Origin of the sequence: Planococcus sp. ISL-110, assembly GCF_018613575.1 — a bacterium.
Lineage (GTDB): Bacteria > Bacillota > Bacilli > Bacillales_A > Planococcaceae > Planococcus.
In genome coordinates, this window is the sequence record NZ_JAGGPX010000037.1 from 59,153 (window position 1) to 83,823 (window position 24,671).

General features: G+C 45.0%; 24 protein-coding genes. 15 read left to right on the forward strand and 9 right to left on the reverse strand.

Annotation, left to right across the window (positions count from 1 at the left end; translation table 11 throughout):
- Nucleotides 1-484: 484 nt before the first annotated feature.
- On the reverse strand, nucleotides 485-706 hold the full coding sequence (locus tag J7I83_RS17260) for a DUF1128 domain-containing protein (RefSeq protein ID WP_215102787.1): 222 nt from the start codon (nucleotides 704-706) through the stop codon (nucleotides 485-487).
- A 58-nt stretch (nucleotides 707-764) separates the two neighbouring features.
- Nucleotides 765-2,126, reverse strand: coding sequence for an alanine/glycine:cation symporter family protein (locus J7I83_RS17265; RefSeq protein ID WP_215102789.1), 1,362 nt, complete (start codon nucleotides 2,124-2,126; stop codon nucleotides 765-767).
- A 188-nt stretch (nucleotides 2,127-2,314) separates the two neighbouring features.
- Between J7I83_RS17265 and J7I83_RS17270 the strand changes: the two genes are divergently transcribed.
- Both J7I83_RS17270 and J7I83_RS17275 read left to right on the forward strand, forming a co-directional pair.
- Complete coding sequence (locus tag J7I83_RS17270; protein ID WP_215102791.1) at nucleotides 2,315-2,821, forward strand: YtxH domain-containing protein; 507 nt, start codon at nucleotides 2,315-2,317, stop codon at nucleotides 2,819-2,821.
- Nucleotides 2,822-2,855: 34 nt separating this feature from the next.
- A complete protein-coding gene (locus tag J7I83_RS17275) occupies nucleotides 2,856-3,746 on the forward strand; it encodes a YihY/virulence factor BrkB family protein (RefSeq protein ID WP_353048305.1) in 891 nt (296 codons plus the stop codon).
- Between the two features lie 16 nt (nucleotides 3,747-3,762).
- Here the strand turns inward: J7I83_RS17275 and J7I83_RS17280 are convergent, their stop codons facing one another.
- From J7I83_RS17280 to J7I83_RS17290, 3 genes are all read right to left on the reverse strand, one after another.
- Nucleotides 3,763-5,631 (reverse strand): heavy metal translocating P-type ATPase, encoded by a 1,869-nt coding sequence (locus tag J7I83_RS17280; protein WP_215102795.1) that lies wholly within the window; start codon nucleotides 5,629-5,631, stop codon nucleotides 3,763-3,765.
- Nucleotides 5,632-5,835: 204 nt separating this feature from the next.
- Nucleotides 5,836-6,030 (reverse strand): SE1561 family protein, encoded by a 195-nt coding sequence (locus tag J7I83_RS17285; protein ID WP_215102797.1) that lies wholly within the window; start codon nucleotides 6,028-6,030, stop codon nucleotides 5,836-5,838.
- A 334-nt stretch (nucleotides 6,031-6,364) separates the two neighbouring features.
- Nucleotides 6,365-6,745, reverse strand: a complete 381-nt coding sequence (locus J7I83_RS17290) for an OsmC family protein (protein ID WP_215102799.1) — start codon at nucleotides 6,743-6,745, stop codon at nucleotides 6,365-6,367.
- 78 nt (nucleotides 6,746-6,823) lie between these two features.
- Here J7I83_RS17290 and J7I83_RS17295 point away from each other — a divergent pair, with 78 nt between their 5' ends.
- Nucleotides 6,824-8,002 (forward strand): MFS transporter, encoded by a 1,179-nt coding sequence (locus J7I83_RS17295; RefSeq protein ID WP_215102801.1) that lies wholly within the window; start codon nucleotides 6,824-6,826, stop codon nucleotides 8,000-8,002.
- Between the two features lie 163 nt (nucleotides 8,003-8,165).
- Here J7I83_RS17295 and rlmD read toward each other — a convergent pair whose 3' ends face one another.
- Together rlmD and J7I83_RS17305 are read right to left on the reverse strand one after the other, a co-directional pair.
- The gene (gene rlmD, locus J7I83_RS17300; RefSeq protein ID WP_215102803.1) at nucleotides 8,166-9,530 is read right to left on the reverse strand and encodes a 23S rRNA (uracil(1939)-C(5))-methyltransferase RlmD; all 1,365 of its coding nucleotides are present in this window, start codon (nucleotides 9,528-9,530) and stop codon (nucleotides 8,166-8,168) included.
- A 41-nt stretch (nucleotides 9,531-9,571) separates the two neighbouring features.
- On the reverse strand, nucleotides 9,572-10,471 hold the full coding sequence (locus J7I83_RS17305; protein WP_215102805.1) for a TIGR01777 family oxidoreductase: 900 nt from the start codon (nucleotides 10,469-10,471) through the stop codon (nucleotides 9,572-9,574).
- Between the two features lie 240 nt (nucleotides 10,472-10,711).
- Between J7I83_RS17305 and recX the strand changes: the two genes are divergently transcribed.
- Genes recX through J7I83_RS17320 form a run of 3 tightly spaced genes read left to right on the forward strand, consistent with a single transcriptional unit; the run spans nucleotide 10,712 to nucleotide 12,099 of the window.
- Entirely contained in the window at nucleotides 10,712-11,518 is an 807-nt protein-coding gene (gene recX / locus J7I83_RS17310) for a recombination regulator RecX (protein WP_215102807.1), read from the forward strand.
- Complete coding sequence (locus J7I83_RS17315; RefSeq protein ID WP_215102809.1) at nucleotides 11,511-11,843, forward strand: YfhH family protein; 333 nt, start codon at nucleotides 11,511-11,513, stop codon at nucleotides 11,841-11,843. Before recX ends, J7I83_RS17315 begins: the two co-directional genes overlap by 8 nt.
- 4 nt (nucleotides 11,844-11,847) lie before the next feature.
- A complete protein-coding gene (locus tag J7I83_RS17320) occupies nucleotides 11,848-12,099 on the forward strand; it encodes a YfhJ family protein (RefSeq protein WP_142829804.1) in 252 nt (83 codons plus the stop codon).
- A gap of 195 nt (nucleotides 12,100-12,294) precedes the next feature.
- Here the strand turns inward: J7I83_RS17320 and J7I83_RS17325 are convergent, their stop codons facing one another.
- A complete protein-coding gene (locus J7I83_RS17325; RefSeq protein WP_215102811.1) occupies nucleotides 12,295-13,275 on the reverse strand; it encodes a metal-dependent hydrolase in 981 nt (326 codons plus the stop codon).
- Between the two features lie 207 nt (nucleotides 13,276-13,482).
- Here J7I83_RS17325 and mutY point away from each other — a divergent pair, with 207 nt between their 5' ends.
- The 9 genes from mutY to nikC all read left to right on the forward strand — a co-directional run bounded on the left by mutY (nucleotide 13,483) and on the right by nikC (nucleotide 23,514).
- On the forward strand, nucleotides 13,483-14,541 hold the full coding sequence (mutY, locus tag J7I83_RS17330) for an A/G-specific adenine glycosylase (protein WP_215102842.1): 1,059 nt from the start codon (nucleotides 13,483-13,485) through the stop codon (nucleotides 14,539-14,541).
- 2 nt (nucleotides 14,542-14,543) lie between these two features.
- Entirely contained in the window at nucleotides 14,544-15,290 is a 747-nt protein-coding gene (gene fabL / locus J7I83_RS17335; protein WP_215102813.1) for an enoyl-[acyl-carrier-protein] reductase FabL, read from the forward strand.
- Nucleotides 15,291-15,393: 103 nt separating this feature from the next.
- A complete protein-coding gene (gene ntdP / locus J7I83_RS17340) occupies nucleotides 15,394-15,939 on the forward strand; it encodes a nucleoside tri-diphosphate phosphatase (RefSeq protein ID WP_215102815.1) in 546 nt (181 codons plus the stop codon).
- A 59-nt stretch (nucleotides 15,940-15,998) separates the two neighbouring features.
- Nucleotides 15,999-17,744, forward strand: a complete 1,746-nt coding sequence (locus tag J7I83_RS17345) for an ABC transporter ATP-binding protein (protein WP_285228715.1) — start codon at nucleotides 15,999-16,001, stop codon at nucleotides 17,742-17,744.
- A 152-nt stretch (nucleotides 17,745-17,896) separates the two neighbouring features.
- The gene (locus J7I83_RS17350; protein WP_215102817.1) at nucleotides 17,897-18,916 is read left to right on the forward strand and encodes an ABC transporter ATP-binding protein; all 1,020 of its coding nucleotides are present in this window, start codon (nucleotides 17,897-17,899) and stop codon (nucleotides 18,914-18,916) included.
- Nucleotides 18,891-19,874, forward strand: a complete 984-nt coding sequence (locus tag J7I83_RS17355; RefSeq protein ID WP_215102819.1) for an ABC transporter ATP-binding protein — start codon at nucleotides 18,891-18,893, stop codon at nucleotides 19,872-19,874. The genes J7I83_RS17350 and J7I83_RS17355 overlap by 26 nt, the downstream gene beginning before the upstream one ends.
- Before the next feature lie 29 nt (nucleotides 19,875-19,903).
- Nucleotides 19,904-21,520, forward strand: a complete 1,617-nt coding sequence (locus J7I83_RS17360; RefSeq protein WP_215102821.1) for an ABC transporter substrate-binding protein — start codon at nucleotides 19,904-19,906, stop codon at nucleotides 21,518-21,520.
- An 84-nt stretch (nucleotides 21,521-21,604) separates the two neighbouring features.
- On the forward strand, nucleotides 21,605-22,609 hold the full coding sequence (locus tag J7I83_RS17365; protein ID WP_215102846.1) for an ABC transporter permease: 1,005 nt from the start codon (nucleotides 21,605-21,607) through the stop codon (nucleotides 22,607-22,609).
- A gap of 53 nt (nucleotides 22,610-22,662) precedes the next feature.
- Nucleotides 22,663-23,514, forward strand: a complete 852-nt coding sequence (nikC, locus tag J7I83_RS17370) for a nickel transporter permease (protein WP_215102848.1) — start codon at nucleotides 22,663-22,665, stop codon at nucleotides 23,512-23,514.
- 34 nt (nucleotides 23,515-23,548) lie between these two features.
- Here nikC and J7I83_RS17375 read toward each other — a convergent pair whose 3' ends face one another.
- Nucleotides 23,549-24,634, reverse strand: coding sequence for an FUSC family protein (locus tag J7I83_RS17375; RefSeq protein WP_215102823.1), 1,086 nt, complete (start codon nucleotides 24,632-24,634; stop codon nucleotides 23,549-23,551).
- Between the last annotated feature and the right edge of the window lie 37 nt (nucleotides 24,635-24,671).

Here is a 24,671-nt window from a genome sequence, read left to right on the forward strand (position 1 = left end):
GTGTTTTAAGTCGCACAGAAAGAAAAGTGAAAGTGCCTGGTCAGCTCTGACAGGCATAAGCCAGATCAGAAGTGTGGCGCACTTTGCCACGCAGCTGAAATGGTTTATGACCAGAAGAGCTAGGCACTTGCAACTGGCACAGCCGGGTTGGCTTATGACCCGAGAACCTGGCTTCCGAAGCTGGACAGAGAAAAGCTGAGGAAGCCGTTAAGGTTCGACAGGCATAAGACAGACTGGCGAAGCGGCGTGTTTAAGTCGCACAGAAAGAAAAGTGAAAGTGCCTGGTCAGCTCTGACAGGCATAAGACAGATCAGAAGTGTGGCGCACTTTGCCACGCAGCTGAAATGGTTTATGACCAGAAGAGTTAGGCACTTGCAACTGGCCAGCCGGGTTGGCTTATGACCCGAGAACCTGGCTTCCGAAGCGACTCGATTCAAAAAAATCCCCTGAAGGAGTATTATCCTTCAGGGGATTTCAGTTTGCCTTATTTGCGCAATGAACCAAGTTCTGTTGCAATGGCCTGCATTTCACTTGTACTGAATTTGTCTCGGGTTGAAACCATTTCATACAGTTCATGCAAGTCTTCGTATTGTGAAGCGTTGAAATGTTCAGCTTTCATTGCATCCACATTGACCATGCGCAATTTCGTTTTTATTTCTTCAATCATATAACTGACGTTTTCTGGAGATTGTTTTGATAAGTCCATGATAAGTTCCTGCCTTTCAGGTGGGTATGCTTTATCATTTCACTATTCAAATGTAATGTCAATTGCCAGCCCGTTCCGCTTCTTTTTCTTCTTTGATCTTGGCGATGATGCGTTTTGTCTCATAGACAATAACACCGGACAAACCAAGAAGTCCAATCAAGTTCGGAAACGCCATCAAACCGTTCATGACATCAGAGAATGTCCAGATAACATCTAGTGAAACTGTTGCCCCGACGAAAACCATCAGCACGAAAGCGACGCGATAAACGATCAGCAATGCCGGATTCTTGAACAAATACTGGAAGCATTTCTCCCCGTAATAAGACCAGCCGATAATAGTGGAAGAAGCAAAGAATATCAAACCAACCGCTACAATGATCGGGCCTGCACCTCCTAAGAACTGTTCAAAGGCAGCCGTCGTCAATGCAGCCCCTTCGAGTGATTCATCAGTATAAAGACCAGACATAACGATTGTGACCCCTGTGATCGAACAAATGATGATTGTATCGAAAAACACCTGTGTCATGGAAACTAGTGCCTGGCGTCCTGGAAGATCTGTGATTGCAGCAGCAGCTGCAATTGGAGCAGAACCAAGTCCTGCTTCGTTAGAGAAGACGCCTCGAGCTACACCATAGCGAATGGCGGCACCAATTGCACCACCGACTGCAGCTTCACCTGTGAATGCTGCACTGAAAATCGTGCCAAAAGCAGCTGGAATCAGTTCCATATTGAAAATCATAATAATTATTCCTGCAATTATATAGAACAATGCCATAAAAGGAACAAAGAATGAAGTCACGCGGCCGATACTCTTAATGCCGCCTAGCAACACCAAAGCAGTGAAAATAGTTAGAATGATTCCTGTAATCCATGTTGGAACACTGAATGTATCACGAACAACAGAAGCAACAGAGTTTGATTGTGTACCGTTTCCGATTCCAAAAGCAGCAATGGCGCCGAAGATAGCAAATAGGACTGCCAGCCATTTTTGTTTTAATCCATGCTCAAGGTAATACATGGGTCCACCGGCCATTTGGCCTTTGGCATCAACTACACGGTATTTGACTGCCAGAATAGCTTCACCGTATTTGGTGGCCATACCGAAAAATGCAGAAAACCACATCCAGAAGATAGCACCCGGTCCGCCGAGAATGACTGCTGTCGCGACTCCGACAATATTACCGGTACCGACAGTCGCTGCCATCGCGGTTGACAGTGCCTGGAAATGGCTGATGTCCCCTTTGGAGGTCGTGTCCGTATTTTTGGTGAAGACCAATTTCAATGCATAAGGCAAAAGACGGATTTGCAGAACTCCGAGGCGGACAGTCAAGAAAATTCCAGTTCCTACTAATAAAATCAATAAAGGCGGTCCCCAAACATAACCGCTGATAGTGCCCAATAATTCTTGGATCTGTTCCATTATTTTTCCCCCTTTTCAATATCCTTTTCTTTCTTAAAACCTCCTATAAACATAATATTCCGAAATTTTTTCAATATAGTCAAGTTATTTTTTAAAAATAACTTATGCATAAGTGTTTAGATTTTCAAAGATTAGGGAAAATTCCTAAGAGATGTGAAAATTATATTTTATATTGGGAGGAATTTAGGATGAGCCAAAACAAATTGATGACAGGTTTATTAGTAGGAGCAGCAGTGGGGGTTATTATCTCACTACTTGACAAAAACACGAGAAATGATGTTGTACAAAAATCAAAAAAAGCAACTAACAATGCTAAATATTATGCTTCAAATAAAGATGAACTGGTACAGGCTTTCCAGCACCAAGCTGAAAGAGCGCAAAATTTGTATTCACGCATTTCTGAAGATGCTTCTTATGTAGGCAGCAAAGTAAATGAGTTGAAAGATATGTCTCCGCAAGTGAAGGAAATGGCGTTGGAAACAAAAGAGGCATTTATGGATACGAAAAATGCAGTTGTTGAAACGAAGGACGATGTAATTTCAGCTGTTAAAGAAGACAATCCATCTCCAACTTCTTCTTTGACGGATGATGAAAATTCTTCTTCAAAATCAAACGATAATTCATCAACATCAAATAATAATTCTGGGAAAAGCAATCAATCCGGCACGAACTCAAATTCTGGGAATCGGTCATAAGCCGATTACTCCCAGCAAACCTGCAGGACAGCAAGTGGACAAAGGCCAAGTCCGTGTATATTCGGTCACTTATGATGTGACCACGGGAAAAGGTTTTCTAAAAGAATTGCTGAAGCGGATTAAAGGCGTCGACGTGCCAGGACTTGGAGCACAGTTGGCGTTTTTTTTCCTCTTGTCAATTTTTCCTTTGCTGATTTTCCTGGTTACCCTATTGCCATATATGTCTTTATCGCAAGATGAGGTTTTTAGCTTCATGGAAGAAGTAGTGCCAGGAGAGGTTTATGTATTGATCGAGAGCACCCTCGAAGAAATTTTGACGAACCAAAACAGCGGATTATTGTCATTCGGTATATTTGCAACTGTCTGGTCGGCAAGTCTTGGCATGGATGCTTTGATCAAGTCTTTGAATCTTTCCTATAACGTAACAGAAAATCGTCCGCTTCTCATTGCACGGGGAATGTCGATTATTATGACGATCTTATTGATATTTATTTTAATAGTTGCCTTGGCATTGCCTGTTTTTGGTGAGCAGCTTGGATTATTGATATTTTCATTTTTGGGCTTGGAAGAAGGATTTCTGGCTCTATGGAATGCAATCCGTTTCACAATCCCGGTGATTATTACATTTATTGCTTGTGCCATCATCTATTGGTTGGCACCTAATGTAAAGATGAACATTATGAGTGTTTTGGCAGGCGCCGCATTTGCGGCAATTGGCTGGTTGTTGACTTCTTATTTGTTTTCGATTTACATCAGCAATTTCGGCAACTTTTCAGCTACCTATGGCAGTATCGGTGGAGTTATCATCCTGATGCTGTGGCTTTATATTTCAGCCATGGTATTGATAATTGGCGGCCAAATCAACGCAGTAATGAAAGAACGACGGCATTTTAATAAAAAAAAAGGCATCCTGAATGATCAATAATTCAGGGTGCCTTTTGCTATATATTGCGATTGAGCATGCGCAAGCCATTTAGAATGACCAGAATTGTGCTGCCTTCATGGCCGATTACGCCAATTGGCAGCGTGATGGTTTGGAAAAAGTTTGAAATGATCAAAAGAATGATGACAGCAACTGAAAAGAAGATATTTTGTTTAACGACGCGCTGCATTTTGCGGGAAAGGCGGATCGAATAGGCAATGCGCGATAAGTCGTTTTTCATCAGGATAACATCAGCAGTCTCCAAAGCAATATCAGTTCCAGCGCCCATAGCGATGCCTGTTGTCGCCGTCGCCAGAGCAGGAGCATCATTTATGCCGTCACCCGTCATTGCCACATATTTATACTTTTCCATCAGCTTTTTCAGCTCTTGTACTTTATCGGCGGGCAGGCATTCAGCGATGTAATCATCGACCCCTGTTTCTTTGGCAATAACAGCTGCCGTTTTGCGGTTATCACCTGTCAGCATGATGCAGTAGATACCTGCTTTTTGTAATTCTTCAATTGTCGATTTGGTGATATCACGGACTGTATCCTTCAATGCCATAGCGGCAAGGATTCCTTGACTGTCCCGAACGAACGTGACTGTTTTTCCTTGGTTGGCCAGTTTCGTCAATAGTCCATTTTCAAAAGCCTCTGCCAGTTGTTCATCTACAAACTTAGGTTTACCGACCAGGAATTCTTCCTGGTCGATGGTGGCTTTTAAGCCATTGCCCGGGACATCTTCAATGGAAAGGTTCGCCAACGGAACAATCCCTTTTGACACGATAAAATCATTGATGGCTTTGGCTAGCGGATGATTGGATTGAGACTCGATTCCAGCGATTCTGGCCATCGCGAGTTGAGGATCCGCTCCTTTTCGAATGACAAAATCAGTGACTTCGGGCTGGCCGCGTGTCAATGTGCCGGTTTTATCAAAAGCAATGGCTTGAACCACACTTAAATTCTCGAGATGCATGCCGCCCTTGAAAATAATGCCGCTTTTAGCTCCGTTGGAAATGGCAGCAAGTGTGGCAGGCATGATAGAGGCGACAAGAGCACAAGGAGAAGCTACGACCAGCAGGACCATGGCGCGATAAAATGTCGTATTCCAATCCCAACCGAAAAGATAATGGGGCACAAACAACATGAGCACGAAAGTGATGAGTACAACTTTTACGTAGCGGCCTTCGAAGCGTTCAATAAATTGCTGGGAAGGGGATTTCTCACTTTGTGCCGATTGAACCAGATCGATAATTTTCTGGAACATGGTTTCAGAGCTGGGCTTGGTCATTTCCATAGTGATGGCGCCAGACAGATTGACCGTTCCTGCATACATTTCATCCTTTTCATATTTTGAAACAGGAAGGGCTTCGCCGCTGATTGCGGACTCGTCTACGGCGGTTTGGCCAATGGACAAAACCCCATCCACTGGTATCCGTTCGCCGGGCTTTACCACAATAAGGTCGCCTGTAGCCAGTTCTTCGAGAGGGACCCGCACGGTTTGCCCTTCTTTAATCAGCCAAGCGGCTTCGGGCTGCATTTCCATTAAGGAAGTGATTTCTTTCCGGCTTTTGTTCATCGTATAAGTTTCCAGTGCTCCACTTAAGGAGAAGATGAAAATTAGGATGGCCCCTTCTGTCCAGTAGCCAATGATGGAAGAGCCTACCGCTGCTAAAATCATCAGGATTTCAACGTTCAGCTGCCCATCTTCAAGTGTTTTCATTATGCCGTATTTGGCTTTGGCATAGCCGCCAATTCCAAATGCCAACAAATAGGTAATGACCGAATAGGTGAGATATTGTTGGGTTTCCAACGTGAAGGCGATGACAATTAAAATCCCTGAAATAATCGAAGCAATCAATTCGATATGTGTTTTAAAAAATGTCATAAATGCCACCTGTCCTCCCTGAAATTTGTTTCAGCCGGACAAATCCGGAATAAAGCTTTCTGTAAAGGCCCTGACTTCTGGAGCAAAACGTTAGGAGTCTGTTTATCCTGTATTTTACCATGCTTTCTTCAGATCAAAGAGCTGGAAATCCTATATTGAAGGACAAAAGAAAAATCCGCTGCTGGACCGGCAACGGATTTTTGCTTACTCTTCTTCAGTTGGACGGCCCTGGAACTGTTTCATCTTGTCGTCCAAGTCATCAACCATCGCGATTAAGCGATCAATATCTTCAAGTTCTGTGTTTTCAGGTTCAATAGCATCTAATACTTCCAAAAACATATTCAAGCGCTGTTTCATATAAGAAACCTGCTGTTCTTTGTTGGTAATGGATTTTCCCAATTGGTACACCTCATTTCGCATGTTAATCGTAACGGATAATGGAGACGATTTCAATAACTATAGGTAGAACTAATTATTTTACTAGTTAGTCTATTTTGAATATTTACTTAATATAAAGTTTGTGTTAAATTAAGCTTAATCAAAAGAGAAGGGAGGCCGAAGGGAATCAGCGAAACCAAACCACAACATCAGGAAATTCAAAAGGAGGGGGTTCGCACATTTCATCGGTGTCTTAGCCGGAAATGGGACTATGAAAAATAACTTAACTGTATATAAAATGTAAAAGGCTCATCCGCAATCTGACATCAGATACGGTATGAGCCTTTTATGATGATTAACGGATTTCGAAGGTTTCAATGATTTCAATAGAATCCTGGACCGACTGCACCATCGAACAGTTTTTTCGGGTCAATTCCAAGATGCGGGGCATTTTTTCTTCATTGATTTCCCCAGTGACGATAAAGTGAAAATGAACTTTTTCAACCCGATCAGCTTCTTCTTCATTGCGCACAATCTCTTTAACCTCGATTTGAATATCTTCAGCAGGCATTCTCATTTTATCAAGCACTTTTCTCATGACTCCACCGCTGCACACTGCCAGTGATGAAACCAGTAATTGATACGGACGGAAGCCGTACTCTTCATTGCTCGAAATTTCGAGCTCACCAAAAGGCAAATGCCCGGTAAAGCCGTCTTTGTTCATTGAATAATTCATCTGTTAACGCCTCCTATGTTAGAATTGTATCTGAATTCTTATTAAATACAAAAGAACGTGCTTGTTCGGGGAGGCATCATGAAAAGTTTTTTGAAAAGTGACCGTGGCCGGTTTTGGGTTTTGGTGGCCATTGTCTCCATATCCGGTTTTTCTCAAGGGATGCTGCTGCCGCTGATAGCGGTTATTTTTGAGCAGGATGGCGTTTCGTCTACGTTGAATGGTTTGAGCGCCACCGGTTTATATGTGGGAACGTTAGTGATCGCACCATTCATGGAACCCCAGCTGCGAAAGTTCGGCTATAAGCCTTTAATTCTAGTGGGAGGGGGATTGGTTATCCTGTCCCTTCTGCTTTTTCCGTTGTGGAAATCGGTCTTGTTCTGGTTCGTGCTCCGCATTTTAATCGGGATCGGCGATCAGGCCCTTCATTTTTCAACGCAAACCTGGATCACCAGCACGTCGCCACAGCACCGGCTGGGGCGCAATATTGCTATTTATGGAATGTCGTTCAGCATCGGTTTTGGAGCAGGCCCGCTTTTTGTGCCGCTGGTTGAAGTATTTGAATCGTTGCCGTTTATCGTCTCAGGGCTGCTGTGTCTGGTGGCCTGGTCATTGGTCTTTCTGTTGAAGAACGACTTTCCGGAATTTTCGGGAGCGTCCATGACTGCAAAAGGAACGTTGGGGCGTTTTAAAGCTGCACTGATCATTGCTTGGGTCGCATTTCTGCCACCGTTGGGCTATGGCTTTCTGGAAGCCTCACTCCATGCCATCTATCCAGTTTACGCCTTGCGGCAATCGCTGGAAGTAGGAATGGTCTCCATCATGTTGGCTGCTTTTTCACTAGGAGCGATTGCGACACAACTGCCGCTCGGAAATTTAAGTGATCGGATTGGCAGAAGGAAAGTGTTGTTGCTGATTCTGGCAGGTGGATCGGCTGTATTTGCAATTGCGAGCTTTTACGAATCAAATGCCTGGCTAACCGTAGGATTCTTTGCACTGGCCGGCATGTTTGTCGGTTCCACGTTTTCGCTGGGCATTTCTTACATGGCGGATTTGATGCCGAAAGATTTATTGCCAACGGGCAATTTGTTGTGTGGTATCGCCTTTAGTATAGGAAGCCTGGCGGGACCATCGCTGGGTGGATTGTTTATTGAATACTCGGGGGGACTCAGCTTCCTGCTGCTGATCTCCGGAATTTTAATGCTGATTTTGATGCTGATTGCGCTGAAAGGCAATGTGAAAAAAGCACATGCAGTATAAAGCAAGCCGATAAAAAAGCTGGACCAGAGACTAGCAGTCTCTGGTCCAGCTTTTTTTTAGTGTCCAAACTCCAGCACCTCAAGTCGCTTCAGTCTTACCAGCAATGGCAAAGCCCACCATTACCGGTAAGGCTTCCAGCGCTAAACGGTCGCTTCCGCTTTTCTCATTTTAATACTAACTTCGTTACCGATTCCACTTGCGCGGTCTGCGGGAACATATCGACCGGTTGGATATATTCGATCCGGTAGATTTTGGTCAATTGCTGCAAATCCTTTGCCAGTGTGGAAGGGTTGCAAGACGTATAGACAAAGCGTTTCGGCTTTACTTTCAAGATGGTTTCCAACAGTGAATCAGCTAGGCCTGTGCGTGGTGGATCAACCGTCAGCACGTCAGGAACAAATCCTTCATTGCTCCAGAGCTCCAGCCATTTTTCAGCTGTACCAGTCACATACTTCGCGTCATAGCCCTGTTTTTTGGCATTGGCTTTTGCATCGACCACACTTTCATGGATAACGTCCATTCCCCGGATTTCCTTGGCACTGTCTGCCAGCCATAGTCCGATGGTACCGACGCCGCAATAGGCATCGACGACTTTTTCCTGGCCTGTCAGCTCAGCGGCGCGTTTGATTTCATTGTACAAATGAACGGTCTGTGTCGGGTTGAGCTGGAAAAAGGCACGTGCCGACAAATCGAATGCCAATTCACCCAGCTCTTCACGGATGGTATCTTTACCGAATAAGGTAACGGTTTCTTCGCCAAAAATCAGGGAAGTTTTTTCTTTGTTGATATTCTGGACGATGGATACCAAGTTGGTGTCAATTTTCTTCAGGCGTTCAAGCAATAATTCTTTTTGCGGAATCTTTGAGCGCGTTGTCACCAAAACCAATTGAATTTCACCGGTCTTTACGCCGGTGCGGACAACGATGGTACGGATGATGCCCTTCATCGTCTTGCCATCGTAGATCGGCATTTTCAATTCTTCCAGAATACGTTTGACCGCATTCGTAATCACTGTGGTATCCGGATGCTGCACGATGCATTGTTCAATATCCAAAAGTTGATGGGAGCCTTCCGCGAACAAGCCAGCGATGACTTTCGTGCCTTTCAGGCGTGTCTGGAATTGGCTTTTATTGCGGTAATGCCATGGATCTTCCATACCGATGGTTTTCTCGACTTGGACTTTTGTACCTTTCAAGTACCGTTCCAATGCCTGCATGATGAGATCCCGTTTTTCAACCAGTTGCTGGTCATAGGTCATATGCTGCAATTGGCAGCCACCGCATGCTTCGTAGATCGGGCAGGGCGGTGTCTGGCGGTGAGGAGAAGCGGTACGCATTTTGACGATGCGGGCTTCTGCAAAATTGCGCTTGACTACCGTCACTTGCGCAGTAATTTCCTCGCCAGGTAAAGCTCCCGGTACAAATACCACATTGCGTTTGAAATAGCCAATGCCTTCGCCGTTGATACCGAGCCGTTTGATGGTCATCGGAAACTTTTGGCCTTCTTCAATAATGGGTTTATCGTTCATGGATATCACGTCCTTCAGTTAATCATCCCCCCATTATAGCCCTATTTATAGATATCAGCCAGTGCCGATCGCAAATTGGGAAACTTGAATTGAAAACCATGCTGTTCAAGGACCGTGGGCAGGACCCGTTGTCCCTCAAGAACCAACTGGCTTTTATCGCCGAGTGCCGTTTTCAATGCGAATGAAGGAACCGGGATCCAGTGGGGCCGGCCGAGCGCGTGCGCAATTTCTTTGCCGAAATCCTTCATTTGCTTTGGCTGTGGAGCTGCAACATTAAATGCACCACTCAACTGATTGTTATCGATCGCAAAAATCAAAGCCCGTGCCGTGTCTTTCACATGGATCCATGACAGCCATTGTTTGCCGGAACCGACTGTGCCGCCAGCAAAAAGTTTGTATGGCAATGCCATCAGCGGCAGAGCGCCTTCATCTTTTCCAAGAATGATGCCAAATCGGCCGAACGCTACCCGCAAGCCTTCTTCTTCCGCTCTGGCGGCTAAAATTTCCCAATCGCGTACAGTTTGTGCCAGAAAATCAGAGCCCCGATCGGCGGAAGCTTCTGTATACGTAACGGTTTCAGAGGGCGGATAAATTCCGATGGCGCTGGCGTTCACAAGGACTTTCGGTTTCTGCTCCAGGTTGTGGATGATCCGCAGCAATTCGTTGGTGGCGCCCATACGGCTTGTGTAAATCAGTTTTTTCTGTTCTTCGCTCCAGCGGCCATCGTTTATGGAAGCACCAGCTAAATTGACAAAGGCATCTACGCCTTCCAGTTGTCTTTCAGGTGTGGCATCTTTAGTCAGCCATTTGACATATGTAACTTTATCGGCAGTGGTTTTTGGATTCCTTGTTAAAATATAGACTTCATCGCCTCTATCCAGCAGCAAGCGGGTCAATTCTCTGCCTACAAATCCAGTTCCGCCAGTAATTGCTATTTTCATCTTCAACGCCTCCAGTTTTATTATGTAAGTTGAGCAAATGGACTTTAACTATCGATTTCCCGCCAATCAGCTCTTTAACATGCAATGCTCTTGCCCCGCTGCACCAACTCTTTCGGGAAGAGACGGTTCAAGGCGGTGTGTAAAAGGCAAATATATATACAGCATACCCTTTTAAGCGTCAGGCTATGCCATTGTTTGCTTTAAAGGTGTATAATACGAGAAGAAGAGAGGTGCCAGTAAATGCCGATTATTTCAAAAATCACACAGGGAAAGAAAAACCCTGAAAGGTATAATATCTTCTTTGAAGATAAGTATGCTTTTAGCGTGGATGAAGCGGTGCTTGTCAGGCATCAGCTCACAAAAGGGAAAGAGCTGGACCAATGGACCATCGAAGAAATCAATTTTGAAGATGAAGTCCGAAAAGCTTATAACAAAGCTTTATTTTACCTTGGATTCCGTATGAGAAGTGAAGGGGAAGTACGCCAAAAGCTGAAAGAAAAAGAATACGGTGATGCCGTAATAGATGAAGCCATCAAGAAATTGTATACCCATAACTTTCTGGATGACCAGCAATTTTCTGAGGCGCTGATGCGGACACAAATCAACTCAGGCAAAAAAGGCCCGCGTGCAATCCAGCAGGATATGCAAAAGAGAGGGATTGACAAGCAGATGCAAAAAGACGTTCTGGATTCCTATTCCGAAGAAGAGCAATTGGAAATTGCCAAAGGCCTTGCAGAAAAAATTGCCATCAAAGAAAAGATGAAAACACCAAGCCAAATCCATCAGAAAATCAGCGATACTTTACTTAGAAAAGGCTATAATTATTCGCTGATCAAACTGGCGATTGAAGAACTGGACCTTGAAAAAGACGACGATCAATGGTTGGAGATTGTCACGGAACAGGGAGACAAATTGTGGCGTAAGCACAGTTCAAAGCTGACAGGCTATGATTTGAAATCAAAAGTTAAACAAGGACTATACCAAAAAGGTTTTCCTGGTGAAGTGATCAATGAATACCTGGATAAAAAGGAGCTTGAAGATGACTGAAGAAAAGCGTTACAGTGATATGACTGAACATGAACTTCGCGGAGAAATTGCGCGTCTGAAAGAAAAAGCCAGAAAAGCTGAACAATTGGGCATCGTCAATGAGTTTGCAGTGCTGGAACGAAAAGCCATGATGGCTGCAGCTTATCTAATTGACCCTGCTGATTTTAAAAAAGGCGAAGTGTACCGGATCGAGGGAGACCCCAATGTTTATTTTCAAATCGATTACTTAAAAGGCCTGTTTGCATGGGGATACCGGATGGGTGGAAAAAAACATACGGAGGCGCTGCCGATTTCCATGCTGCGCCCGTTGAAGGAAGGGAAGTAAACGGATGAAAGAGATTATTGAACAACTGACAATCGAGTTACTGGAAAAGAATCCGAATTTAACGGAAGAAAAAGCACGCATATGGATCGAATTGCTCGCTTCTGATTTTGAATCGTCCTATGCGAAAGCAGGATACGATTATCAGGGCACAGCGGTCGTCGAGAAAGTGATGCGCCAATGGATTGACAGCTATGGCGATAAAATCCACGAATTTGCCAGCACCAATCCAAAATACGCACATTTACTGAAGGACTAAAAGAAAAGCGGAAGCGCCCGTATAGCTCTGACGGGCATAAAGCAGATCAGCGAAGTGGCGCTCTTTGCCGCACAGCTGGAATGACTTATGACCCAAAGAGCTGGGCGCTGCAGTCTGGACACTAAATACAGAACTAAAACCCTACACTTTCTTTAACTTCAAAAAAGAAAACGCGCACCCTGGGGTGTGCGTTTTCTAATTATGGCTGAAGTCCAGTTTTTTTCTTAACTTGTCTTCACTGAAAATCCAGCCGGTATAGGAATTGATGATTTTGTATTCCTTGTCTAAATGGGCTACAGCCACAAAGGGATAATAATCATTGCTTCGGTAACGCAAATCGATCAGCCGTACTTCATAGACTTCTCCATACTCGTTGATTTCCCAACGGTATAATGGCGAGAAGGAAATGAACGCAGCGATGTTCTTGTCCTTTAGTGCTGTTTGAATCAATTTGTTTTCAGGTAACTCTTTTTTCATGAATTTATCATAGATGTTGATGGTCCGGCCATAAGCACGGCCGACGTAGTGGTGACGGTCTGTATTGGCAGCAACACGCCAGTGGAAAAAGCGCATCGTCGGTGCTACAAAAACTTCAGTAGCACCAGGAATGGTATTCCGTACAGCCTGCTTGATCGCTGCCTGTAAGGCGAATCTTGCAATATAATAGAAAAACATGGTGACATACAGAATGCTTATGGTCCAAACGGGGTTGGCACCAAATGCCCAAATCGTCAGCGCCAGCACATGCGCCCCGAAAATGATGGGGTCGAACGTATTAATGACGCCAAGTGCAACCCAGCGATTGGAAATCGGCCTGAGCGCTTGAGTCCCATACGAATTAAAGATATCAACAAACACATGAAAGAAAACTGCCAGGAAAGTCCAGAGCCATAAATGGAGCAGGTTGGCTTCGGGAAAAATAAGAGATAATGCACCTGCTATCAACAGGGGCCATAGCAGCACCGCGGGAATCGAATGGGTAGCACCCCGATGATGCCGGATATAAACGGCGTTGTCGCGAAGCTTCAAAACAGTGTCGACATCTGGCGCCAAAGAACCGATGATGACGCCAGAAATAACAGCAGTCATGGTGGCAGGGTGGCTGGCGACGGCCGGGTCGGCCATTGCAAGGCCGCCCAGGGCAATGCCCATTACAATATGAGTACCTGTATCCATTGCCTCATCCCCTCTCTAAAGAAGTTAATTTTATCCCGCTTTAACGGCAGGTCAAGCTCCCACTTTTGCAAGTGGGAGCTCCGCTGATTGAGGTTTCTCTTTATAAAAAACTGAAAAGTTTTGTTAAAATAAACTTGTTCCTCATTTTCGTATATACCCGAAATTCGACTGGAATAATCAAGCTGAACGGAGGAAAACCCCATTAAAATAGAAAAAACACAATTTCAAGATGACTTGATCAACTGGTTTGCAGCAGAGAAAAGAGATTTGCCTTGGAGGCGTACGGCAGACCCTTATCAAATCTGGATTTCAGAAATCATGCTGCAGCAAACCCGAGTGGATACGGTTATTCCTTATTATAAACGCTTTATCGAAAAATTTCCCACTTTGAAGGACTTGGCGGAAGCTGATGAACAAATCCTATTGAAGCAGTGGGAAGGACTGGGTTATTACTCCCGGGCACGCAATCTTCAGGCGGGGGTCAAAGAAGTGGCTGAAAATTATGGTGGGATCGTCCCTGATAACCGCAAAGAGATTTCATCTTTAAAAGGGGTCGGACCTTATACAGCTGGAGCAGTACTGAGCATAGCTTACGGCGTTCCAGAACATGCAGTAGACGGTAACGTCATGCGTGTATTGTCCCGTATCCTACTGATTGAAGAAGATATTGCAAAGCCGAAAACCCGTAAAATCTTCGAAGAAGCAGTCACAGAAATCATCAGCCATGAAGATCCTTCTTCATTTAATCAAGGATTGATGGAATTGGGTGCTTTGATCTGCACCCCAACTTCCCCGAAATGCCTGTTGTGCCCTGTGCGTGAGCATTGCGCCGCATTTCACGAAGGAAAGCAGCACGAACTGCCGATCAAAACAAAAGCGAAAAAAACAAAGTCATTGCAATACGCAATGGTGGCTATCCGCAACAACAATAGGCTGCTGTTGGAACAGCGTCCGGCAACTGGACTGCTTGCGAATATGTGGCAATTTCCGATGCTCGAAACGGCAGCAGATGTACTGCCGCTCGAAATTGAAGAACAGCTGTCGGAAAGCTTGAAAGGCAGTGTAGACAAAGCTGAGAAAATTACTTCTTTCAAACATGTCTTTTCTCATTTAACATGGAACGTGGATGGCTTTATCGCCGACAGTGAAAATATAGTTGCACCCGGCCATATGAAATGGGTGACTTCAGAAGAACTGGATTTATTGCCTATTGCAGGACCGGTCCAAAAAATGAAAACAGCTTTACAGCAAAGAGGAGATGTATGATTATGGCAGAACAAAAAGTGGCATTGGTGACAGGCAGCAGCAGAGGCCTGGGCAAAGCGATGGCAATCGCTCTCGCAGAACAGGGATACGATATCGTCGTCAATTACGCGCGCAGTAAAACTGCTGCACTTGATACCGTAAAGGAAGTTGAAGCAAGAGGACAAAGAGCCCTGTTGGTCCGTGCCAATGTAGGGGATGTCGAGAAGCTTCGCGGCATGTTCGAGACCATTCGAGAAGAATTTGGACGCCTGGATGTTTTCGTATCCAATGCTGCATCAGGTGTTTTGCGCCCAATCATGGAATTGGAAGAATCCCATTGGGACTGGACGATGAATATCAATGCAAAAGCGATGCTATTTGGGGCTCAGGAAGCGGCAAGACTGATGGACAAAGGCGGCAAAATTATCGGCATCAGTTCACTGGGTTCGATTCGTTACTTGGAAAATTATACGACGATAGGAGTTTCAAAAGCGGCGGTGGAATCCATTACGCGGTATTTGGCAGTTGAGCTGGCACCACTCGGAATTGCCGTCAATACGGTATCCGGCGGAGCGCTTGACACGGAAGCATTAAAACATTTTCCGAACCGAGAAGACTTATTGAACGATGCCCGTGTCAACACGCCGGCAGGCCGAATGGTTGAAATTGAGGACATGGTCAAAGCAGCATTGTTCCTGATTTCTTCTGACTCGGATATGATCCGCGGCCAGACGATTATTGTTGATGGTGGCCGATCAGTCGTCATGTAATCCTTTGGTCCTTCCGCCTTATTGCTGTATGTTTTCAGAATTGATTGATATAATACTGAAATAGCAGATAAACTAAGGCTTAGACAAGAAGGTGGGATGGTACATGGCGATTCCTGCGGAGGGTGAAACAATCCAAATCCACAGTTATAAACACAACGGCCGAATCCACCGTGTCTGGCAGGAAACAACTGTACTGAAAGGTACGAATAATATTGTAATTGGTGCAAATGAACGGACGCTGGTGACAGAATCCGATGGCCGAACCTGGTTGACGCGCGAACCGTCAATCTGTTATTTTCACGCAGAACATTGGTTCAACATCATCTGTATGCTCCGAGACGACGGTGTTTATTATTATTGCAATGTCAGTTCTCCATTCGTTTATAATAATGGCTCGTTGAAATACATCGATTATGACTTGGATGTAAAAGTGTTTCCAGACATGTCATACACGCTGTTGGATGAAGACGAATATGAAGACCATAAGCGGCAAATGGGTTATCCTGAAGTGATTGATCAGATTCTTCACCGAAATGTGGAGAAGCTGATTGGCTGGATCAAACAGCGCAGAGGGCCATTTGCCCAGGACTTTATCGAAGTATGGACGGATCGCTATGAATTTCATAGACTGAACCGGATTCGTGATTAAGATGAAAACCTGTTGCCTGCCAACAGGTTTTTCGTTTTGAATAGAATGGAGTGAAAGTTTTGAGTAGTATGAAACGCTATATGCAATTTGTCAAACCGTATTATTGGCAAATTGCGCTGACGATCTTTATCGGGATATTCAAATTTGCGATTCCGCTTTTTATTCCGTTGCTGATTAAAATCGTCATCGATGATATTATCGGAGCGGATGCATTGTCAAATGCAGAAAAGTTGGAGCAGCTGTATCTATGGCTTGGTGGAACCGCGATTGTCTTTTTCCTGCTGCGGCCGCCGATTGAATATTACCGCCAATATTATGCACAGTATGTCAGCAATAAAATCCTTTATGATATCCGTGGCTTTCTTTACGGTCATTTGCAGCGTCTGAGTTTGCGCTATTACGCCAACACGCGTGCCGGTGAAATCATTTCGCGGATTATCAATGACGTTGAACAGACTAAAAACTTTGTTATGATCGGCTTGATGAACGTCTGGCTGGATCTGGCGACGATCCTCATCGCAATCATTATCATGCTGACGATGGACGTGTCCTTGACTATCGTTGCATTGCTGGCGTTTCCATTTTACGCATTCAGCGTCAAGTATTTCTTTGGCCGGCTGCGCGACCTGACACGTGAACGCTCTCAGGCTTTGGCTAATGTCCAAAGCTATCTGCATGAGCGTGTGCAGGGAATGAGCATCATCAAAAGTTTTGCACTCGAAAAGCATGAGCAGAAAATTTTCAACGATACCAACGATCAGTTTCTGGAAAAGGCGATCGACCATACTAAATGGAATGCCAAAGCGTTCGCTGTCGTGAATACCATTACGGATGTCGCGCCGTTATTGGTCATCGGATATGCTGGTTACCAGGTCATCCAAGGGGATTTGACACTTGGTACCATGGTGGCATTCATTGCGTATATCGAACGTTTGTACAATCCGCTGCGCCGTTTAGTCAACTCTTCGACGACTTTGGTGCAGTCACTGGCTTCCATGGATCGTGTTTTTGAATTGATCGATGAAGACTACGATGTGACAGACAAGGAAAAAGCACACGACTTGAAAGTAGTCGACGGCAAACTGGAGTTCCGCGATGTCTCCTTCCACTATAATGATGGAGGAACAGAAGTGTTGTCGGATTTGAACTTTACTGTAAAACCGGGAGAGACTGTAGCTTTTGTTGGAATGAGCGGTGGCGGGAAATCGACCATCATTTCCCTGATCCCCCGTTTTTACGATGTGACAAGTGGTGGCATTTATATGGATGATCACGACCTTAGAGATGTGACGACCCATACATTGCGCGACCAGATCGGTTTAGTTTTGCAGGACTCCATTCTTTTCAGCGATTCCGTAAAAGCGAACATTCTGATGGGGAAACCGGGAGCAACGGATGAAGAAGTGATTGCTGCAGCTAAAGCTGCAAATGCTGACGAATTCATTTCACAGCTTCCGGAAGGTTATGATACGAAAGTAGGGGAACGCGGAGTGAAATTATCCGGTGGACAGAAACAGCGTGTAGCGATTGCACGTGTGTTCCTGAAAAATCCGCCGATTCTGATTCTGGATGAGGCCACTTCTGCACTTGATCTTGAAAGCGAAGCGCTGATCCAGGATTCATTAGAACGTCTGGCGCATGACCGGACGACTTTAATCGTTGCACACCGTCTTTCAACCATCACCCATGCAGACCAAATTCTCGTGATTGACCACGGTAAACTTGCCGAAAGCGGGACACACACTGAACTGATGAATAAGCAGGGTGTTTATTACAACCTGTTTCAAGTTCAGCATTTTAATTGATCTTTTGAAGAGCCTCCAAAACTTGGAGGCTCTTTTTCTGTGCTTGAAACTTCCAGCAAATTCAAAAAGAGATATTGCATTAATAATAATGTTACGTATAATTGGAAGAAGGAGAATGTTCTGAATCATTTTTGTGCAAAAGGGGGAGCATCATGAATGAACGCAAAACCATCTTAGACGTCAAAGGTTTGAAAACGTCCTTTTTTACAGATGATGGAGAGATACCAGCGGTAGATAATGTAGATTTTCACATACGAGAAGGCGAAGTGCTCGGTATTGTTGGTGAATCCGGATGCGGAAAAAGTGTCACCTCGCTGTCCATAATGGGCTTGGTTCCAAGTCCTCCAGGAAAAATCACCGGAGGCGAAATTTTATTTCAAGATAAAGATTTGACGAAATTTTCCGAGAAAGAAATGAGGGGAATCAGGGGCAATGACATTGCGATGATTTTCCAGGAACCGATGACTTCGCTGAATCCATTATTTACAATCGGAGACCAGCTTCGCGAAGCGATCAAGATCCATAAACGGGATTGGTCAAAAAAACAGGTCCAAGAACGCGCGATTGAAATGATGAAACTGGTGGGCTTGCCACGTCCGGAGGGCTTGATGAAGGAATATCCTCACCAGCTGTCAGGCGGCATGCGCCAGCGCGTCATGATTGCTATGGCATTATTATGCGATCCGAAAGTATTGATTGCCGATGAACCAACGACTGCACTTGACGTAACCATTCAGGCTCAAATTCTGAAACTTATCAAAAACCTGAATGAGCGATTGAATACAGCTGTGCTATTGATTACCCACGATTTAGGGGTTGTGGCTGAAACCTGTGAACGGGTAGTCGTCATGTATGCGGGAAAAGTGGTCGAAGAAGGCCCGGTCCAGATCATTTTCAATGATCCGCAGCATCCTTACACGAGAGGCTTACTGGAGTCGGTTCCGGATATGCGCTTCAAGAAAGAGCGCCTGTATTCTATTCCGGGGAATGTTCCAAAGCCGGGCACAATCAAAACAGGCTGCAAGTTCGCAGAACGCTGTGAATTTGCTTTCGACCGCTGCATAGATGAAAACCCGGAGCTGTACCAAACGGCGGAAAATCACCAGACACGCTGTTTCCTATTCGATCCAAAGGAGGTACAGTCTCATGACAGAACCGTTGTTAAAAGTTGAAGGGCTGAAAAAATATTTCCCGATCAAGTCCGGTATTTTAGGGAGGGTCAGCAACCATGTCAAAGCGGTGGATGATGTATCCTTCACTGTACAGGAAGGCGAGACCTTAGGGATCGTCGGTGAATCCGGTTGCGGGAAATCCACAACTGGGCGCATGCTGATGCGCTTACTGGAACCGACGGAAGGCACCGTGACATTCGATGGCCAGGAATTGACCAGTTTGTCGAACAACGATATGCGCAAAGCACGGCGTGATATACAAATGGTTTTCCAGGATCCTTATGCTTCATTGAACCCGCGCCATACAATCGAAAAAATTCTGATGGAACCGCTTAATGTCCATGACATAGGCGATCCGAAAGAGCGTAAAAAGAAAGTGCATGAGTTTTTGGAGATTGTTGGCTTGAGCAGTTACCATGCGAAGCGCTATCCACACCAATTCAGTGGCGGCCAAAGGCAACGTATCGGTATTGCGCGCGCATTAATGACGAATCCGAAATTGATTATTGCAGATGAACCCGTCTCAGCGCTTGATGTCTCGATTCAGGCACAGGTACTGAACCTGATGCAGGATCTTCAAAAAGAGCTGAAGCTGACTTATATTTTCATTGCCCATGATTTAGGGGTGGTTCGCCACATCAGCGACCGCGTGGGTGTCATGTATCTCGGTAAAATGGCAGAACTTGCCAATACTGAAGATTTGTATGAAAAACCGCTGCACCCATATACGCAGGCCTTGTTGGCTGCGGTACCGGTGCCGGATCCGGAATTTGTCCGGGAAGAAGTTGCCATTACCGGAGATGTTCCAAGTCCGGCAAATCCACCAAGTGGCTGCAGGTTCCATACGCGCTGTCCATTTAAAATGGACATTTGCTCCAAAGTTGTACCGATTTTTGCGGAGGTTGAGAAAGGTCATTCTGTTGCCTGTCATCTTTACGAAGAGTCCAGGCCGCAATGATAATAAATAGAAAAAATGGAGGGGTTAATTTGGGGAAGAAAAAATTCTTATCGTGGGCATTCCTGCTGCTTTTATTAGTATCGACAGCGCTTTATGGCTGTAGTTCTGATAATGCATCAGAAGAAGGCGAAGGTGGAAGCGAAGGCGAATCAACAGAAGACAAAGTGTTGATCTTTGGACGCGGAGGCGATTCAGTTTCTCTTGATCCGATTACAGTCACAGATGGCGAATCTTTTAAAGTAACGAAAAACATTTTTGATACGCTAGTGAACTTTGGTGAACAGGATACAGAAATTGAACCTGGACTAGCTTCAGATTGGGAAGCTTCTGAAGATGGATTGACGTACACCCTCACATTGGAAGAAGGCGTTAAGTTCCATGACGACACAGATTTCAACGCAGAAGCAGTAGTCCAGAACTTTGAGCGTTGGGCAGCTGGTGACGGAGAGCAATTCCCTTATTACGGTTCCATGTTCGGTGGATATGGTGATGAAGAAGGGCATGTTATCGACTCTGTTGAAGCAACAGGCGATTATGAAGTTACGTTCACTTTGAATCGCCCACAGGCACCATTCCTTAAAAACCTGGCAATGAGCCCGTTTGCGATTGCCTCGCCAACTGCATTTGAAGCAGCAGGCGATACTTTCGGTGACAATCCTGTTGGAACAGGCCCATTCGAATTTGTTGAATGGAAACGCAACGATACTATTACAATCGAAAAGTTCGATGATTATTGGGTGGAAGGCGAACCGAAATTGGATCAAGTGGTATTCCGCGCGATTCCAGATAACTCAGCTCGTTTAAACGCTTTATTATCAGGAGAAATTGATTTGGCAGACGGAATCACACCTTCTGATGCCTCGACAATTGAAGGAGATGAGAATCTTCAGTTGTTTGAACGTCCATCGATGAACGTTGGCTACCTTGGGATGACCGTTACACGTGAGCCATTTGACGATCCTAAAGTACGCCAGGCGATTAACCATGCTATCGACAAGCAGGCGCTTGTAGATGCATTTTACGAAGGCCGTGCAGAAGTGGCGAAAAATCCGATTCCGCCGGTAATCAGTGGATATAACGATAGCATCGAAGGTTATGATTACAATCCTGAACGTGCAAAAGAATTATTGGCTGAAGCAGGTCTTGAAGACGGATTTGAAATGGAACTTTATGCAATGCCGGTTCCACGCCCGTATATGCCGGATGGCCAAAAAGTGGCAGAAGCCATTCAAAAGAACTTGGCTGATGTCGGCGTAACTGCTGAAATCGTGTCATTCGAGTGGGCGACTTACCTTGAAAAAGCTGCAAACGGAGAAGCTGATGCATTCCTGTTGGGATGGACTGGCGATAACGGCGATGCCGATAATTTCCTTTATGCGTTGCTAGACCAAGATAATGTCGGCACAAACAACTACACGTATTATGAAAATCAGGAATTGCACGATATCCTGATCCAGGCACAATCAGAAGTGGATGAAGATTTGAGAAATGAGTTGTATATGGAAGCTCAGGAAATCATACATGAAGATGCTCCTTGGGTTCCGCTTGCGCATTCTACACCGCTATTGGCTGGTGGGAATAACGTAATCAATTTCAAAGCACATCCAACAGGTTCTGACAAATTGGCTTCAGTAGATCTAGAGTAGGCAATTCCCAGGGAGGAAGTCGGATGATTTCCTCCCTTTTTTCTTCCTGTTATACATATTGCAAGAGATGGAGAGGTGAAGAAGATGCTTCACTATATCGGAAGGCGGCTTCTACAGCTAATCCCGGTTTTACTCGGTATGACATTTATCGTATTTATGATCATCCGCGCAATTCCTGGTGATCCTGCACAAGTCATCCTTGGTCAACAAGCATCCGAAGAAGCGATAAAAGCATTGCGAACAAATTTGGGGTTGGATAATCCCTGGTATATCCAGTACTTTGATTATTTAAAAGGGCTGGTGACAGGAGATCTGGGAGAGTCACTTCGTACGCGAACTCCAGTGGTGGATGAAGTTTGGCCATACTTGGCTGCAACAATCGAGCTTTCTTTATTCGCTATTATTATTGCAGTCATCATCGGAATCAATGCTGGCATCATTTCAGCCTGGTTTCAGAATTCATGGTTTGATTACACGGCAATGATTATTGCATTGATCGGTGTATCTATGCCAATCTTCTGGTTGGGATTAATGAACCAATGGATTTTCTCGATCGAATTGGGAATCCTCCCGACAACGGGCCGTGAAAATGTCCGTGATCCTGTCGATGTCATCACCGGTTTCTATGTGATCGATACCTTGATTGCTGGAGATTTTGATCAACTGGCTACTGTTTTGAAACACCTTGTATTGCCGGGGACAGCTTTAGCGACGATACCGATGGCGATTATTGCCAGAATGACGCGTTCAAGCATGTTGGAAGTGATGCGTTCGGATTATGTCCGAACAGCTCGCTCGAAAGGCTTGTCGATGTTTTGGGTAGTATACAAACACGCGCTTAAAAACGCCATTATTCCGGTGTTGACGATTATTGGACTTCAGATGGGGCTGCTGCTTGGCGGCGCTATTTTGACGGAAACTATTTTCGGCTGGCCGGGAATCGGACGGTATATTTATGAAGCGATTGGCTTCCGGGATTATCCAGTCATTCAGTCGGGAATTCTCATTGTTGCGTTTATTTTTGTTATGATTAATCTGTTTGTGGATCTTCTGTACGGCTTGGTCGATCCGCGTATCAAATATGATTAGGAAGGAGGAGACGTACATTGGCTGAAACAGTTATCAAACAAGACGAAGCGGAAATGCAGAAAGTCGCAGGCCCCTGGAAAGAGGCTTGGCGCGGTTTCCGCAAAAGTAAAGTAGCGGTTGTCGGAATGGGGATTGTCATATTCTTTATTCTGCTCGCAATTTTTGGTCCGCTTTTTACGCCGCAAGGCATCAATGAACAAAACCTGTCTCAACGGCTTATGCCTCCTTCTTCCACACATTGGATGGGAACAGATGACTTTGGCCGAGATATCTTATCTCGGGTTGTGTACGGAGCCCGAATTTCGTTATGGGTCGGCTTTTTAGCGGTCATTGGATCGGTTGTAGTAGGGAGTATTTTAGGGATTTTAGCCGGCTATTATGGACGCTGGGTAGATACGATTATTTCCCGCATCTTCGATATCATGCTGGCATTTCCAAGTATTTTATTGGCAATTGCGGTCGTATCGGTTCTTGGGCCATCTCTGCGCAATGCATTGATCGCTATTGCGATCATCAACGTGCCAAACTTCGGCCGCTTGATCCGTTCCAAAGTTTTGAGCATCAAAGAAGACGAATATATCATGTCCGCGAAAGCAATCGGTATGAAGGACAATCGAATTTTGGTGTCGCATATCCTGCCGAATTCGATGGCACCGGTGATTGTACAAGGGACACTTGCCATTGCGACTGCCATCATCGAAGCGGCTGCTCTTGGATTTCTTGGGCTGGGGGCACAGGCTCCGTCACCGGAATGGGGAAAGATGCTGGCAGATTCGCGCTCGTACTTGACGAATGCACCTTGGACGATGATTTTTCCAGGGGTTGCCATCATGTTGACGGTCCTTGGCTTTAACTTGATGGGTGACGGCTTGCGTGATGCTTTGGATCCGCGAATGAAATCATAAAAAAACGTGTGGGGCAATTGCCCCACACGTTTTTTTATATGGCATTTTCAAGGTCTTGGTCGACTTCTTCTGAATGATAGTTCAAGTAAGCGATGATCAGCAAGTCCAAGTGTTCCAGCTGCTCTTCATAATCCAATATTGCCGATAAGACATGCATCAAATGATAGACCGAAAACTCATCCTCATTTTCCTCATGTGCTAAATTAATTTCTTTTACAAAAATTGTCATTACTTCGTTGCGTTTCATAATGGCATCTGCCCCAGAACCTTCACTATGTTCCGGCCGCAATTTGCCGACGTATTTCATATAAAGCTGCTCGTGGTAGCTGGCTAAACTTTCCAGCCTTTCCTGGACCATCATATGAAAGTGTTCAGGAAGCTCCATCAGTTCGTTTTCGAAACGGTTCAGGCGCCTTAAAACTTCAAGGCTTTTCTTGGAGGTGGCAATCATCTGTCGGTAAAGCACCAATTTACGTGCCTTCGCATATTGGTGTTTTTTTGTGTAGCTGCGTTCTTCTTTGTAAAACGAATACCACTGGTCGACTTTCAGCAGCTTTTCCGTCAATTTATCGATGTCTTCTTTAACCGACGCGTGATCGGATGCATGGCGAATAGAGACCCGGATCCAGCGAATCACTTCTTCGCTGACTTCATGGATTGAAGTGAAAAGCCGTGTTTCGTATTTCGGTGGCAAAAAAATCATGTTCACAGCAAAGGCAGATAAAATACCAAGCATGACAGTACCAATTCTCAAGAAAGCAAAGGTTAGAAAGTTATCGGAATGGGAATCCATGATGATAATCATGGTCACTAAAGTCAACGGCACGGTATTTTCCAGTTTCAGCTTCAGCATCAGCGCAATGGCTAAGATCGCGGCAGCACCAATCGTCAAATAATTGCTGCCGAGCATCAGTACGAAAATGATGGCAATGGCTGCACCGATCAAGTTGCCGTAAATTTGATCAAGCAAGGTTAGGTATGATCGATAAATAGAGGGTTGAATAGCGAAAATAGCCGCAACTCCCGCAAATACAGGGGAAGGCAATCCAAGTAAGTTGGCCAGAAACAAGGCCATAGAAATGGCCACGCCGGTTTTTAAAATACGTGCACCTAATCTCATTGACTCAAGGACTCCTTCCGCTAAATATGGTTTTTAC

Bases quoted from the DNA above. Each gene is read 5' to 3' on its own strand.
- fabL (WP_215102813.1), top strand. From the start codon at position 14,544: ATGGCAGAACAAAAAGTGGCATTGGTGACAGGCAGCAGCAGAGGCCTG.
- J7I83_RS17325 (WP_215102811.1), bottom strand. From the start codon at position 13,275: ATGGATACAGGTACTCATATTGTAATGGGCATTGCCCTGGGCGGCCTT.
- J7I83_RS17350 (WP_215102817.1), top strand. From the start codon at position 17,897: ATGAATGAACGCAAAACCATCTTAGACGTCAAAGGTTTGAAAACGTCC.
- J7I83_RS17320 (WP_142829804.1), top strand. From the start codon at position 11,848: ATGAAAGAGATTATTGAACAACTGACAATCGAGTTACTGGAAAAGAAT.
- J7I83_RS17265 (WP_215102789.1), bottom strand. From the start codon at position 2,126: ATGGAACAGATCCAAGAATTATTGGGCACTATCAGCGGTTATGTTTGG.
- recX (WP_215102807.1), top strand. From the start codon at position 10,712: ATGCCGATTATTTCAAAAATCACACAGGGAAAGAAAAACCCTGAAAGG.
- nikC (WP_215102848.1), top strand. From the start codon at position 22,663: ATGCAGAAAGTCGCAGGCCCCTGGAAAGAGGCTTGGCGCGGTTTCCGC.
- J7I83_RS17315 (WP_215102809.1), top strand. From the start codon at position 11,511: ATGACTGAAGAAAAGCGTTACAGTGATATGACTGAACATGAACTTCGC.
- J7I83_RS17290 (WP_215102799.1), bottom strand. From the start codon at position 6,745: ATGAATTATTCAATGAACAAAGACGGCTTTACCGGGCATTTGCCTTTT.
- J7I83_RS17375 (WP_215102823.1), bottom strand. From the start codon at position 24,634: ATGAGATTAGGTGCACGTATTTTAAAAACCGGCGTGGCCATTTCTATG.
- J7I83_RS17295 (WP_215102801.1), top strand. From the start codon at position 6,824: ATGAAAAGTTTTTTGAAAAGTGACCGTGGCCGGTTTTGGGTTTTGGTG.
- J7I83_RS17365 (WP_215102846.1), top strand. From the start codon at position 21,605: ATGCTTCACTATATCGGAAGGCGGCTTCTACAGCTAATCCCGGTTTTA.
- J7I83_RS17260 (WP_215102787.1), bottom strand. From the start codon at position 706: ATGGACTTATCAAAACAATCTCCAGAAAACGTCAGTTATATGATTGAA.
- J7I83_RS17280 (WP_215102795.1), bottom strand. From the start codon at position 5,631: ATGACATTTTTTAAAACACATATCGAATTGATTGCTTCGATTATTTCA.
- rlmD (WP_215102803.1), bottom strand. From the start codon at position 9,530: ATGAACGATAAACCCATTATTGAAGAAGGCCAAAAGTTTCCGATGACC.
- ntdP (WP_215102815.1), top strand. From the start codon at position 15,394: ATGGCGATTCCTGCGGAGGGTGAAACAATCCAAATCCACAGTTATAAA.
- J7I83_RS17355 (WP_215102819.1), top strand. From the start codon at position 18,891: ATGACAGAACCGTTGTTAAAAGTTGAAGGGCTGAAAAAATATTTCCCG.
- J7I83_RS17270 (WP_215102791.1), top strand. From the start codon at position 2,315: ATGAGCCAAAACAAATTGATGACAGGTTTATTAGTAGGAGCAGCAGTG.
- J7I83_RS17305 (WP_215102805.1), bottom strand. From the start codon at position 10,471: ATGAAAATAGCAATTACTGGCGGAACTGGATTTGTAGGCAGAGAATTG.